Origin of the sequence: Leptospira koniambonensis, assembly GCF_004769555.1 — a bacterium.
In the GTDB taxonomy this organism is placed as follows: Bacteria; Spirochaetota; Leptospiria; order Leptospirales; family Leptospiraceae; genus Leptospira_B; species Leptospira_B koniambonensis.
On the sequence record NZ_RQFY01000001.1, the window covers coordinates 175,834 to 188,467 of the forward strand.

At 38.9% G+C, this 12,634-nt stretch carries 13 protein-coding genes; 7 read left to right on the top strand and 6 right to left on the bottom strand.

Annotated elements, in window-relative coordinates; all coding sequences use genetic code 11:
- The first annotated feature begins 2 nt into the window (after positions 1-2).
- The 3 genes from EHQ52_RS00805 to EHQ52_RS00815 all read left to right on the top strand — a co-directional run bounded on the left by EHQ52_RS00805 (position 3) and on the right by EHQ52_RS00815 (position 1,613).
- Positions 3-188, top strand: a complete 186-nt coding sequence (locus EHQ52_RS00805) for a hypothetical protein (protein WP_135613388.1) — start codon at positions 3-5, stop codon at positions 186-188.
- A 146-nt stretch (positions 189-334) separates the two neighbouring features.
- Entirely contained in the window at positions 335-1,057 is a 723-nt protein-coding gene (locus EHQ52_RS00810; protein WP_135613389.1) for a hypothetical protein, read from the top strand.
- A 10-nt stretch (positions 1,058-1,067) separates the two neighbouring features.
- Positions 1,068-1,613: a YceI family protein gene (locus EHQ52_RS00815; protein ID WP_135613390.1), complete on the top strand. Its 546-nt coding sequence runs from the start codon at positions 1,068-1,070 to the stop codon at positions 1,611-1,613.
- Here EHQ52_RS00815 and EHQ52_RS00820 read toward each other — a convergent pair whose 3' ends face one another.
- From EHQ52_RS00820 to EHQ52_RS00845, 6 genes are read right to left on the bottom strand one after another with little or no spacing between them, the layout of a single operon-like run.
- A complete protein-coding gene (locus tag EHQ52_RS00820) occupies positions 1,614-2,804 on the bottom strand; it encodes a VWA containing CoxE family protein (RefSeq protein ID WP_135613391.1) in 1,191 nt (396 codons plus the stop codon). It abuts the gene before it with no gap.
- Positions 2,805-2,811: 7 nt separating this feature from the next.
- Positions 2,812-3,615, bottom strand: coding sequence for an AAA family ATPase (locus EHQ52_RS00825; protein WP_135613392.1), 804 nt, complete (start codon positions 3,613-3,615; stop codon positions 2,812-2,814).
- Positions 3,616-3,617: 2 nt separating this feature from the next.
- A complete protein-coding gene (locus tag EHQ52_RS00830) occupies positions 3,618-4,955 on the bottom strand; it encodes a TldD/PmbA family protein (RefSeq protein ID WP_135613393.1) in 1,338 nt (445 codons plus the stop codon).
- Positions 4,955-6,337, bottom strand: coding sequence for a TldD/PmbA family protein (locus EHQ52_RS00835; RefSeq protein ID WP_135613394.1), 1,383 nt, complete (start codon positions 6,335-6,337; stop codon positions 4,955-4,957). The genes EHQ52_RS00830 and EHQ52_RS00835 overlap by 1 nt, the downstream gene beginning before the upstream one ends.
- Positions 6,338-6,388: 51 nt before the next feature.
- Positions 6,389-6,808: an HIT family protein gene (locus EHQ52_RS00840; RefSeq protein ID WP_135613395.1), complete on the bottom strand. Its 420-nt coding sequence runs from the start codon at positions 6,806-6,808 to the stop codon at positions 6,389-6,391.
- On the bottom strand, positions 6,808-7,281 hold the full coding sequence (locus EHQ52_RS00845) for a hypothetical protein (protein WP_135613396.1): 474 nt from the start codon (positions 7,279-7,281) through the stop codon (positions 6,808-6,810). Before EHQ52_RS00845 ends, EHQ52_RS00840 begins: the two co-directional genes overlap by 1 nt.
- A 69-nt stretch (positions 7,282-7,350) precedes the next feature.
- Here EHQ52_RS00845 and EHQ52_RS00850 point away from each other — a divergent pair, with 69 nt between their 5' ends.
- The 4 genes from EHQ52_RS00850 to EHQ52_RS00865 all read left to right on the top strand — a co-directional run bounded on the left by EHQ52_RS00850 (position 7,351) and on the right by EHQ52_RS00865 (position 12,632).
- The gene (locus tag EHQ52_RS00850) at positions 7,351-8,196 is read left to right on the top strand and encodes a hypothetical protein (protein ID WP_135613397.1); all 846 of its coding nucleotides are present in this window, start codon (positions 7,351-7,353) and stop codon (positions 8,194-8,196) included.
- Between the two features lie 275 nt (positions 8,197-8,471).
- On the top strand, positions 8,472-9,560 hold the full coding sequence (gene recA, locus EHQ52_RS00855; protein ID WP_135613398.1) for a recombinase RecA: 1,089 nt from the start codon (positions 8,472-8,474) through the stop codon (positions 9,558-9,560).
- Positions 9,561-9,683: 123 nt separating this feature from the next.
- The gene (gene argC, locus EHQ52_RS00860; protein WP_135613399.1) at positions 9,684-10,697 is read left to right on the top strand and encodes an N-acetyl-gamma-glutamyl-phosphate reductase; all 1,014 of its coding nucleotides are present in this window, start codon (positions 9,684-9,686) and stop codon (positions 10,695-10,697) included.
- A gap of 6 nt (positions 10,698-10,703) precedes the next feature.
- Positions 10,704-12,632, top strand: coding sequence for an AMP-binding protein (locus EHQ52_RS00865; protein WP_135613400.1), 1,929 nt, complete (start codon positions 10,704-10,706; stop codon positions 12,630-12,632).
- Positions 12,633-12,634 lie beyond the last annotated feature (2 nt).

The window sequence follows — 12,634 nt, forward strand, 5'->3', positions numbered from 1 at the left end:
TCATGCATCCGAACCATTTCGAAACAGTATATATTCGCAAAAACATAATTGAAGAAGAACTTTCCAAACTTTTAAAAGAGTTTACTGGGTTAAATTATAAATCATTATCCGATTACGATAAGGGTGTTTATGATGGATATACCCAGGCAGTTACTGAAGTACTTAGAAAAGTGCAAACCAAAAGATAATACAGATACGCATTCTCAAAATCCTAAGAACTAAGTTCCCGGATTTTGGATCTTTCGTTTATTCCAAATTTTCTGCTGCTCATTGCTTTTTGTCATCCAGCCCAAATAATGATTTTCTTTTCTAAAATTTGTTTTATAGATCGGATATGTCTTTCGCAAAGAAAGTATTCGCGATTTCCTATTTTCTTTTCTGCACAAGTTCGATGCTGTATTCTTCTCCATACGTTTATAATGATTTTTCTGGATGGTCGGAGACGAGTCCCTTAACGCCAGATTATTCTAAATATTCTCCCAAATTTTATAACCAGGAATCTTCTCCCGTAAATACTGCTGAAACTAAGGATTTGCAAAAAGAAAAGGAACGTGTGGAATTACGTCGTTCTATGTTGGATTGGCACCAAGTTTTAGGACTTGCAACCTGGGCGTTCTGGCTCACCACAAACTTAGTAGGAGAACAAGCACTCTCTAATCTTAAAAAAGAATACGAGCCTTACGCAAATTATTTGCTTATCTCTGATCCCCAAAAAAATCTTCTTTTATATACTGCACTCATGAAAGCATCTCCATGGGATTCAGAATCTTCAGGTAGTTCCCATGCAGCACTCGCAGGCACAACATTTACTTTATATGCAATCACTGCAGGCCTCGCATTCTTCTCCCCTTCCAAAAGTTTAGAAAGAGAACCAGGACTTAGCACAATATTCACCCATAAGGCAATGATCTGGATCCATTTGCCTGCAATGCTTGCTCTTCCTCTTATTGGAGAAAGAATTTCTAAAGAGGGCCCAAGTGCTGCAAATGAAATGAGAGCGGTCGGTTGGGCTGGTTTTGGTGCATTTAGTGTTTCTATCGCAGTTTTTTATTTTTAAGGAGTATTTTGTGTCTTATCTTTTACGTTTTCTGATTTTGTTCTTATTAAGTGTTTCTTCGATTTTTTCAGAAGAATTAAAACTGCAAGAATCTACGATCAATTTTATAGCAATCCATCCGTTCAAAACGGTGAATGGAAAATGTTCAGGAACGGTTGTAAGTCCTACAATATTGACTCAGACAACCGGTGGTTTACAAATCCCTAAACTTGTAAAAATAGAGATCCCAATCTCACAAATCAAATCCGGAGACGAAAATAGAGATGAGCATATCATAGAATCTCTAGGATATCCTACAATTACCAATATAGTTTTTATGAGCACATCTATTATAGCAAAAGAGAATGAATGGACTATTACCGGAAACCTAACGGTTAAAGGTAAGACCAAAACGGTTAAATCAGTGGCGACTATCCAAAAAGAAGGACAGGAAACCATTCTTTCTGGAAAATTCCAGGTTTTGATGAGCGATTTTGATGTGGAAAGACCTAGCTTGTTATTTGCGACTGCAAAGGATGAGGTAAGTATTGATTATAGGTTTATTCTAAAACCTTAATTATCTTTTTCCTAAAAGTTCACGTATCCCGTCTTCTAATCCATCTACACTTAGAAAAAACATTGGAAATACTTTTTTGAGTTCGTAGATGGTAGGGGCATCCCAATATCTTTTTGGTTCAGGATTCATCCAGATCGTGTCGGTCCAATGAGATTTGATCCGTTTAAAACTATCCAGTCCTGATTCGGGATGTTCTGGAAGTTTTGATTCCTGCCTAAACCTGGAATGATAAAATCCATAAGAAGGATCCAAAAGTTCATAAGGAGCCATATAGGCATCTCCCACAATAATTACCTTTGTATCGTCTTTATGTTTTTTAAAAAGATTTTTTAGAGGAACAGGATATCTAAGATCTCCCTTAGGATATACTGAATCGTAAACTGAGTTATGAAAATAATAATGTCCGAACTCCTTAAAATGATTCATCTGGTGGGCTGCCGAAAAAAGTTTACTCACTCTTTCTGCATAAGGAGTCATACTCCCACCAGTGTCCATTAAAAGTAACACTTTGATCCCATTCTTTCTGGTTCGATCAAATACAAGCTCAGGGTCTCCCGCATTTTTGCAAGTTGCGTCCACAGTTTTAGGAAGATGAAATTCTGGGATCCCTTCCTTTCTTAAATTCCTGAGTTTTTTAAGTGCGATCTTAATTTGTCGAACATCCAATTGTTCGTCAGTTCTGTAGTCCTTATACTTTCTTTCCATCGCCTGGAAGACAGCTGACTTACCGCCACCTTCCCCGCCGATTCGGACTCCACCTGGATTTACTCCAGAATGTCCGAAAGGAGAACTTCCTCCAGTGCCGATCCATTTATTCCCACCATGATGTTCTCCCTTTTGATTTTGGAGTCTGTCCAAAAACTCTTTCCAGAGTTCTTCCGGAGGAATCATGCCTGGGGGAAGTTTATTCGGATTTTCGAATATTGTAGAAAGCCAATCCATCATTTCTTTACGAAAAGATTCTTTCAGCACTCCTCTTTCGCCGAAGAGTTCAGTGAATACAAGATCAAAAGCGTCGTAATATTTTACGTCTTTAACTAAGCAGAGCCTGGAAACTCTATAGAATTCATTTAAGGAAAGAAATGTTTTATCTCTGGTAAGTGTATCCGTTGCTTTTAGAAAATCCAAAAGTTCCACAGTGGAGATTGGAACTCCAGATGATTTCAGCCTGTAGAAAAAAGGGAAAAACAAAATATTTTTATCTGAACAATTTCAGATCCTCTTCATTCTTTACAAGAGCGCCTATATATGGAGTTCTTCCGTCTTCAGGAAGTGTTGCCCCCATATGGATTAGAATTTGGATCCAATCCAGTAGTTCGCTTGTACCAGGCTTTTTTTTCATATCATCCATGGTTCGGATCACATAGAAGGACTCGAGGGCCCTTTTCAAAAGAGAAGATTCAATCTTTGGAAAATGAGAAGATACTATATCCGCCATAAAGGCCGGTTCAGGAAAATCAATATAATGAAAGATACATCTTCTTAAAAAAGCTGCAGGAAGTTCCTTTTCATTATTTGACGTAATGAGAGTCAAAGGCCGATTAACAGCCTTGATCTTACGACCAGTTTCCTGGATCACAAATTCCATTCTGTCTAATTCTAAAAGTAGATCATTCGGGAATTCTATATCCGCTTTGTCTATCTCGTCAATTAATACTACAGAAGGTTCAGTGGCAGAGAATGCTTCCCCAAGAGCGCCCAATCGGATATAATTTTCGATATTGCGGACCTTCTCCTTATCTTCCGTAAATCTGGAATCGTTTAACCTGGAAACTGCATCATAAAAATATAAACCTTCCTTTGCAAGAGAGGTGGATTTTACATGCCAGGAATAAAGTGTTTTTTTGGTCTTGAAGGAAAGATAATCTGCTAAAAGTGATTTTCCAGTTCCTGGTTCTCCTTTTAGTAATAAAGGTCTTGCAGTTATCTCAGCCACTTGGACTGCTTCTTCTAATTCTTTGGAGAGTAAGTATGTTTCGGGCTTGTTCCTTTCTTCCGACATGATCAACCTGCTATATGAATTTCTGAGATCAAAATATCAGGGACCTTGATAGAAGAATAACTGTCAGAATATTCGTTGGAAATCCCTTGGATCTTATGGAGTAGATCGAAATAGTTTGTATTCATCGTGATACGATCCACTGCGTGTTCCGGTTTTCCATTTTTATAATAGATCCCTTGGACCCCGATGGAAATTTCTCCGGAAACTGCACTACAACCTGCCCCACCTTCCAACTTAGTTACCAAAATACAATGAGAATCGGACGCTAATAATTCATCTCTTGTCTTATTTCCCAGAGGAACGATCATATTAGAAAAAGAAGTTCCCGCTCTTCCTGAATAAGAACGTACTCCGTGACCCGTAGGCAAAACATTATCCTTTTTGGCAGATTCTAAATTATACAAATAAGATTTAAGAATACCATTTTCCAAAACCATGGTACGTGCAGATGTTGGAATTCCTTCTGCGTCTACCAAACGAGAACCTGGATAATCAGGAGTATGAGCTTCACAATAAATACTTAATGCAGTAGAAGCCACCTCGTTGCCTAATTTTCCAACTAAACGAGAAGATCCTTTTTGAACTGCATCTGCAAAATAAGGAGAAGAGAACATTCCGAATATCTGAGGACTGATACGATTTCCTAAAACGATCGTATACACACCGCTCGGAAGAGGTTTCGCTCCTAAAAGTTCAGTTCCTCGATAAGCAGCTTCCTTTGCGATATAAGATGGATCGAATTGGGAAATATCCCTGCCGGAGCGGTAATAACTTCCCATCTTCTTGATATCACCTTCGGCGACGACAAGACCTGTTCCAAGGTAAGCAACATTGGATTCTTTTTTAACAAATACACCTTTTGAATTTGCGATCAAACTTTGGGTGGAACTTTTTCCTACACCTACATGAGGAACATTCTCTACTCTTTTATCTGATTCCCAAGAAGCATGGTCTAGTGCAAGTCCCTGCTCTCTCATCCATGCAAAATCCAATTTTTCTAATGCAGGATTATAATGTTTTAGATCCACTTCTGCCAATGGTTTTGGCTCAGGAAGTTCCATGTCCAAAGGATCAGTGATCTCTGTTTGGTCCATTGCATCTCTTACCATTTGGGAAAGAGCTTCTTTGCTAAAACGTTCGCTATAAGAATATCCTGGGCGGGAATTATTCAGAACTCGGATGCCAACTCCTCTAGAGCGAGAAGTTTCTGTGGAAACAATTCTTCCTTTAAATACTTCTATTCCGATATCTTCTGAGTCAGTGGCGATCAGGTCAAAGGAATCGATTCCATAACGTTTTCCTTCTTCGAGTACGAATCCGGCAGCTTGTTCCAAATCCATTATCTTCCTCCCACTAGGATCTCATCCACTTTAAGCGATGGTTGTCCTACAGTTACTGGGATAGATCCGGAAGAAGCACCGCAGGTTCCTGCAGCCAATTCTAAGTCTTTTCCAACCATTGAAATTTTAGGAAGAATTTCATGACCTTTGCCAATCAGAGTGGCTCCTCTTACAGGTTCTGAGATCTTTCCATTTCGGATAACATATCCTTCTTCTACCGCAAAATTAAATTCTCCAGTGGCTGGGTTTACCGAACCACCACCCATTCTTTTTGCATAAAGTCCAAAATCTACGGATGCAAACATCTCATCCAAAGAATCTTTTCCAGCTTCAATATAAGTGTTTCTCATTCTGGAAACTGGTGCATATTGGTAGGATTCTCTTCTTCCGCTTCCGGTTCTAGCGGATCCTGTTTCCATAGATCCGATCCTATCAGCTAAATATGCTTTTAAAATTCCGTTTTCTATCAGAAGAGTTTTTTGAGTAGGCATTCCCTCATCGTCCACCTTCAAAGAACCATATTGTTCTTCAATAGTGCCATCATCATATGCTGTAAGGCAGGATTGTGCGATTGACTCTCCTAGTTTTCCTACAAATGGAGAAGACTTTTTGCGAATAGCCTCAGTTTCCAAAGGATGACCACATGCTTCATGGAAAATTACTCCGCCGAAACCATTGCCCATGACCACAGGCATTTTTTTGCCTTCTATATAACCTGCGTCCAACATGAAGAGAGCTCTTTCGCCAGCTTTTCGTGCTATATCTTCTACAGCGAGTCCTTCGAAAAATTCGAATCCTTTTAGAGCGCCTGGAGATTCACTTGCTACGAATCTTTCTCCTTTATTCTCCGCAGTTACAGAGAGAAAAAATCTACTTCTGACCCGAAGATCTTCTACCCATAGTCCTTCTGAGTTTGCGATCAATACATTTGTTACTATATCAGAAGCGCTTACACCTACTTGTATGATCTTAGAAGAAACTTTTCGAGCGATTGTATCTGCCGTTTGTAGAAGTTCCAACCTTCTAAATGGGGGAACTTTTCTAGGATCATGAATATTTTTAGAAAAAGAATATTTAGCTACATCTCCCGGAAGAGTGAATGTCCCAGAACCATTTGCCACTTCTCCGCGAGAATCGGCGAGTAATTGTATTAAAGAAAGTAAATGTTGTTGGTCATCGTTACTTGTATAAGCATACAAAACATCGGTCCCATATACCAATCGAATCCCGATCCCATAATCAGTTGCTGCAAGTGATTGTTCTATTTTTTGGTCTCTGAGAGAGATAGAAGAATTTCTGGATTCTTCTTCATAAATTTCTACAAAGTCCGCTTTTCTTTTTTTACCTGCGTCGATCAGGGTTTCTATATTAGATTGATTCATAACCTTTTACTTTAGACAGAAATTTTTTGATAATAATGGAAGGAAAAAGGATCATTCGAATTTTGGGAATGGTATCCCGACCGGAGCCGAGGCCAAACCTTCTAATGCTAATCGAATATACTCAGGTCCTTTGATCTCTTCGTATCTAGGAACCAAATGAAAATGCATATGAGCTACTTTTTCTGCAACTAAGACTGTATAAATTTTAGGCGGAGAATATTTTTTCTCTATCCAATTAGTTGCGAATTTAAGTGTCTCTCCTAAATCCTTGAACTCTTTAGGGTCCCAGTCAGAATATTTTTCTCTATGGGAAATTGGTTCTATATACAGATAACCTGGGATTTTTTTATCTTCAGGTGCATGACGAATGATAAAAGAAGAATTTTGGTGAATTAAACCTGGTATCTTTGCCCCACGCAACACTGCGCAAATGGGACAATCTGGAGATACTACTAATGTTTTTTGGGCCATTACACCCCGCTGCCCTGAGAAAGATAAGATTTATATTTTTCGTACACCCTAAAAATATAATCCTTATCAGAACAAAAACGGATAATACATCTATAGAAATGGTATCTTTCCAGATCCTTTCTTTCTCCGTTTTCATCTACCTTATACTCTTTTAAGAGAGACTTTAACATTCCTAAAAATAGGGATCTTTCCTTTTGATTATAACCGTCTTGGGAATAACGCACACCTTCTAATATATTCACGAACTTTTCGGCAGATGCTTGGAATGCATCCGGAGAAGATAGGAATTCAGACTTCTCTTCCGCTGAAAAAGTGGAGAGATAATCATGGAATAAAGTGAGTTGTATCGCCTCTACCAAAGACTGGGTTTTGGCCTTTGTTTCGGTATAAAAAGGAGTTTGGATGCTATATTCCACAAAGTCTTGCCAGGAAGATTTGGTGGTTTGTATTTTATGTAGTTCTAACAGGCTCATATATTTTTTAAAGCTTTTCAGTTTTGGGTTTTCGATTATGGTTTGAGTATTACAGGATAAAAGCCGCCTATGTCAAAGGTTTTCCGATTCTTCTTTTTGCTTTTCTTTCTCTCCTATCCCTTAAGCCTTATAGCTTCCGAAAAATCCTCGGAAGAGTTATTAAACTCGTTTTTAGAATGGTCCGGACATCCGATTTTAGAGGAAGAAAGGATAGTCCGTAATATAAGTTCTGAATATATTACAGAGTTGAAAAAGGATTCTGAACAAAGTTTAGAATTGTTCCTAAAAAACGATCTAAAACCTGACAGAAGACAAAACCAAAAGCCAGGACTTGATAAACTAAGAAAAGACCTGCAAAGTTTGGAAAGGTTTGAAGGAGTTCAGATCAAATTTACAGGAAAAGAATGGGAGACCCTATTCTATAATAAGGGGAATTTCCCAGATTCTTATTACGAATTCGAGACTGGTCCCGTTTCAATTAGATACATATTCCGTAATCTTCCCTATCGCCCTTTACCTAAATGGGGAGAATTGAAACTACAAGGAAGCTTTCTACTCTTCTCTGAATCAGGAGCACTTTTATTACACAAAACAGCACAAGAGTTTCCTATCAAGGATCTGGACATCAGGGAAGTCAGGACACTCTTTGATGAAAATAAAAAGAATGGAGGACACGCGAAAAACTTCTCCGAAAACAAAACAGAGCTGTTTTATTTTCCAAATCAAAACCTGGCTCCATTTTATATATTACTTCTCTCTAAAATACTTTTAGTATTCTCCTCATTCATTATATTTATATTATATGCTGGAAGGTTCTGGAGATTCCTTATAGAACAAACTCGTAGAAGCCAAAAGGCAGAAGTCTCGTTTTTAGAGGATAAAGAGAAGGCCGAGAAGGGACTTTTGTCCGATTAGGCCTTGTTTTTCCGGGTCCATTTTACTACAATCATATTTACTATACAAATATTTGCACTTTTTTCGCCCTTGATCCAATTTTTTGGGTGACATAAGAGTGATTTCATTAGAAACTTTTCTAAAGGGAATCTGAAGGTTTTTTAGATCTGACCTGGAATTTGTCCGGGACTAAGAGTATCCTTCGTATTAGAAAAGATTGATTCCCATTAAAAAAGTACACGCAGTTTTATCTGAGGGGGAACCGGGTCTTGGCAAGAGAAGGAGCTAAAGAGTCCATGAAAAAGCAAAAAGAAGAAGCACAGGGTTTGGATGATTCCAAGCGCCAGGCCATAGACCAGGCAATGACCCAAATCGAAAAACAATTCGGTAAGGGCTCCATTATGCGCTTAGGATCAGCATCTGCAAGCGTAGTTGCCCCTGTTATTCCTACAGGATCCTTAGATCTGGATATCGCACTTGGAATTGGCGGTTATCCATTAGGAAGGATTGTAGAGATCTACGGTCCGGAATCTTCCGGTAAGACCACTCTTACACTTTCAGCAATCGCAGAATGCCAGAAAAGAGGCGGAGTTGCAGCGTTTATAGACGCAGAGCACGCACTGGATCCCGCTTATGCTAAAAAGTTAGGAGTAAACTTAGAGGAACTACTCGTTTCTCAACCAGACAACGGAGAAGAAGCATTAGAAATTTGTGAATCTTTAGTCCGAAGTAACGCAATTGATATCGTGGTCTTAGACTCAGTTGCTGCATTAGTTCCTAAGGCGGAGATCGAAGGAGATATGGGAGATTCTCATATGGGTCTGCAAGCGAGACTTATGTCCCAAGCACTTCGCAAACTGACTGGAACCATTTCTAAGTCAAAAACTGTCGTTATCTTCATCAACCAGATCCGTATGAAGATCGGTGTTATGTTCGGTTCTCCTGAAACTACCACTGGTGGAAACGCATTAAAGTTTTATAGTACGGTTCGTTTAGACATCCGTAAGATTGAAACACTTAAAGAGAAGGAAGAAGCCACCGGTAACAGGGTACGTGTAAAAGTTGTAAAAAACAAAATGGCACCACCTTTCCGTCAGGCGGAATTCGACATAATCTTTAACACCGGAATCAGCCGAGAAAGTTCTCTCGTTGACTTAGGGGTAAAACACGACATTATTAGCAAATCCGGGGCCTGGTATTCCTATAACACGGAAAAGATAGGCCAAGGAAAAGAAGCCGCTAAAGAATTTCTGAAATCAAATCCAGAGATCGCCTTCCAAGTAGAAAATATGGTAAGAGATCTAAATGGATTACCCCCTTTAGCACCTGACGGTAAACTACCACCTGCTCCGCCGTCTGAAGAAGTCCAAAAAGCAGCAGGCTAATTACTACTGGCTTTCTTTTTAGAAACCATTGACCGCCGGATGAGAACTCATCCGGCGTTTTTTTATTCCAAGCCTAATCCCGATTTTTAGAATTGTTTCAAACGCTAGTCATAAGGAAGATACATGTCAGAGATCAGCATCATCGGAGCAGGCGGATTTACAGGAAAAGAATTATTAGGATTACTCGCCCGCCATCCAAAATACAAGGCTGTGCATGTTACTAGCGATAAACTTGCAGGCAAATCTCTTTCAGAAGTTTTTCCGGATTTAGTTTCTCCCAAAGATCTAATCTTTAAAAAACACGAAGAGGAACTTCCAAAAGGTTCACTCGTGGTTCTTGCAGTTCCAAACGATGCTGCCTTAGAGTTAGCTCCTAAATTTTTAGACAAAGGTCATAAGGTAATCGATCTTTCCGGAGTATATCGTCTTCATAACCAAGAAAAATTCGAAACGAATTATAAATTAAAACATACTAGCTTTCATTTAACTGCAAAAGCTGTATTCGGTATTCCGGAAATTTTCAGAAATCAATTGAAGGGCGCTGACTTTGTTTCCAATCCCGGCTGCTTCTCCACTTCAGTGATATTGGCTCTGTATCTTTTGGGAAATCTCAGAAAGGAAATTAAACCGAGGATTATAGCAGATTGTAAATCAGGGATTAGCGGCGCTGGCGGAAGAGTAGAAGACGGTGGATATTCCTTCAATGGTGTGTACGAAAACTTCAGAGCTTATAAAATTTTAAGCCACCAACATGAACCAGAAATCCAAGAATATTGTTTTGCTGGATCAGGACTTTCCGAACCTGAAATTTTATTTGTACCTCATTTACTTCCAGTATATAGAGGAATTCTATCTACGATCTATCTGGAAGCAAATTCAGAAAATCTACCTTTCTTAGATACACTGATCGAAAATTCTAAATTAGAACCATTTATTCGGATCAGAAAAACTCCAGAAGAGATTGATCTGGCGAAAGTGCAACATACAAACTTCTTGGATATAAGCCTCAGACAGAGAGGAAAAAATATCACAATCGTTTCTGCTTTGGACAATCTCATGAAGGGAGCAGCTAGCCAGGCGTTACAAAATATAAATTTAATGTTGAACGAGTCAGAAACTCTGGGTTTACTCTCTTAATTCCCTATGGAAAAAAGAAGCATCTATCATCTAGTCAGGGACTCTTGTATTCATTACAAAGACAGGCCTTTCCAATGGATCTGGGATGAAAAATTAAAATCATTCTCAGGGATCTCCTATTCTGAATGGTTTTTAAATCTGGAAAATCTCTCCGGATTTTTCAGGCAGAAAAATGTAAACAAAGGTGATAAGGTAGGCTTATTCTGTGATAATAGAACAGAATGGGCATTATGCTCCTTCTCAGTAATGTGTTCGGGTGGAGCGGATGTTCCAAGAGGATGTGACGCAAGTGAAGAAGAGATTTTTTATATTTTAGATCACACTGAATCCAAGATCACATTTATTGAAAAAGAACAGGTCCTAGTTAAATTAGGAAATATTCTAAACAGATTAAAACATCTAGAAACTGTAATACTCATAGAGTCGGAAGAGAATTTTGCATCTTTGGCAAAATTGAAAGCTGCTTATCCTAAAATTGAATTTATAGATCTGGAAACTGCGATCGCTCACGGAAGAGCCTGGGTCGAAAAAAAAGGAAAAAATCTTTTACATTCTATCGGTGAATCTTTAACTGAAAACGATATTGCAACAATTATCTATACTTCCGGGACCACTGGAGTTCCTAAAGGTGTAGTTTTAAAACATAGATCCTTTACCTGGACGATTGATCAGTTACAACAATTTGTGCCTGCAAATTATTCTGATAGAGTGGTAGTTTTCCTACCTCCTTGGCATATTGCAGAAAGGATTTTAGAAACTGCACTTCTTTCCTGGGGAGCCTCACTCGCCTGCTCTAATGTTTCTCAACTTACGCGTGACTTTGAGATCATCAAACCTACAGTTCTTGTTTCTGTCCCCAGAGTTTGGGAAGCATTGTATCGTAGGATCTGGGATAAGGTTTCTAAATCTTCTCCTGCAAAACTTGCTATTTTCAAAACTGCAGTTCGGATTGCAGAAACTTACAATTCTTTGTTAGATACTGTCACTGGAAATTATTCAGAAACAGAAGAATCAAATAAAGAAGAGAAATTGACTGACACATTCGTGGCTACCCTTCTTCTTCCTGTATTCTATTCTTTAAATATTGTGGCTCAGAAAGTGCTCGCACCTGTTAGAGCTCTATTCGGTGGACAACTTAAGTTTGCATTTTGTGGTGCTGGAGCAATGCCTCCTAAGATCCAATTTTTCTTTCGTTCTATGGGAGTTCCTATTATAGAAACTTACGGAATGACTGAGACTACTGGAATGGGAGCATTAGGAAGTTTTCCGATCCCAAAAACAGGATCTATAGGACCTGTGTTTCCTGGAGCACATATCAAATTAGTCAATGAGCAGAATGTTGTAGTTTCCAAACCTGGAGACAAAGGCATCGCATGGCATAAGGGGCCACATGTAACTGCAGGCTATTATAAAAATGCTGAACTCACTCAAGTAAATTTTTCAGATGGATGGTTTAACTCAGGTGACTTATTCGTTTGGACCAAAACAGGCGAATTAAAATTTGCGGGTAGAGCAAAGGATACGATCGTTCTTTCTTCCGGAGAGAATGTGGAGCCAGAACCAATCGAAGGAAAAATTTTAGAAACTGGCTGGGTGCTAACAGCGGTAGTTATAGGCCAGGATCAAAAGTTTTTAGCAGTATTGATCGTTCCGGACTTTGGCAAAATCAGAGATCATTTTTCCTCCCAAGGGATTAGTCTCTCTAATGACAATTCCACCCTGGCCAAAGACCCAAAAGTACTGAAGTTTTACAAGGATCTGATCAAGAACACGATCTCAGAAAAGAACGGATTTAAAAATTTCGAAAAAATCAGTGAGTTTCGCCTTTTAGACAAGGAATTCGAAAAAGGAAAAGAACTCACCGAAACCATGAAAGTGAAAAGAAATAAGGTTGCAGAACTCTATGCCGATCTGATAAAAACGATCTTTCTTTAATC

What these genes read in the sequence shown, in the direction of transcription:
- recA (WP_135613398.1), top strand. Translation starts at nt 8,472, where the DNA reads ATGAAAAAGCAAAAAGAAGAAGCACAGGGTTTGGATGATTCCAAGCGC.
- EHQ52_RS00865 (WP_135613400.1), top strand. Translation starts at nt 10,704, where the DNA reads ATGGAAAAAAGAAGCATCTATCATCTAGTCAGGGACTCTTGTATTCAT.
- EHQ52_RS00845 (WP_135613396.1), bottom strand. Translation starts at nt 7,281, where the DNA reads ATGAGCCTGTTAGAACTACATAAAATACAAACCACCAAATCTTCCTGG.
- argC (WP_135613399.1), top strand. Translation starts at nt 9,684, where the DNA reads ATGTCAGAGATCAGCATCATCGGAGCAGGCGGATTTACAGGAAAAGAA.
- EHQ52_RS00810 (WP_135613389.1), top strand. Translation starts at nt 335, where the DNA reads ATGTCTTTCGCAAAGAAAGTATTCGCGATTTCCTATTTTCTTTTCTGC.
- EHQ52_RS00850 (WP_135613397.1), top strand. Translation starts at nt 7,351, where the DNA reads ATGTCAAAGGTTTTCCGATTCTTCTTTTTGCTTTTCTTTCTCTCCTAT.
- EHQ52_RS00830 (WP_135613393.1), bottom strand. Translation starts at nt 4,955, where the DNA reads ATGGATTTGGAACAAGCTGCCGGATTCGTACTCGAAGAAGGAAAACGT.
- EHQ52_RS00805 (WP_135613388.1), top strand. Translation starts at nt 3, where the DNA reads ATGCATCCGAACCATTTCGAAACAGTATATATTCGCAAAAACATAATT.
- EHQ52_RS00840 (WP_135613395.1), bottom strand. Translation starts at nt 6,808, where the DNA reads ATGGCCCAAAAAACATTAGTAGTATCTCCAGATTGTCCCATTTGCGCA.
- EHQ52_RS00835 (WP_135613394.1), bottom strand. Translation starts at nt 6,337, where the DNA reads ATGAATCAATCTAATATAGAAACCCTGATCGACGCAGGTAAAAAAAGA.
- EHQ52_RS00825 (WP_135613392.1), bottom strand. Translation starts at nt 3,615, where the DNA reads ATGTCGGAAGAAAGGAACAAGCCCGAAACATACTTACTCTCCAAAGAA.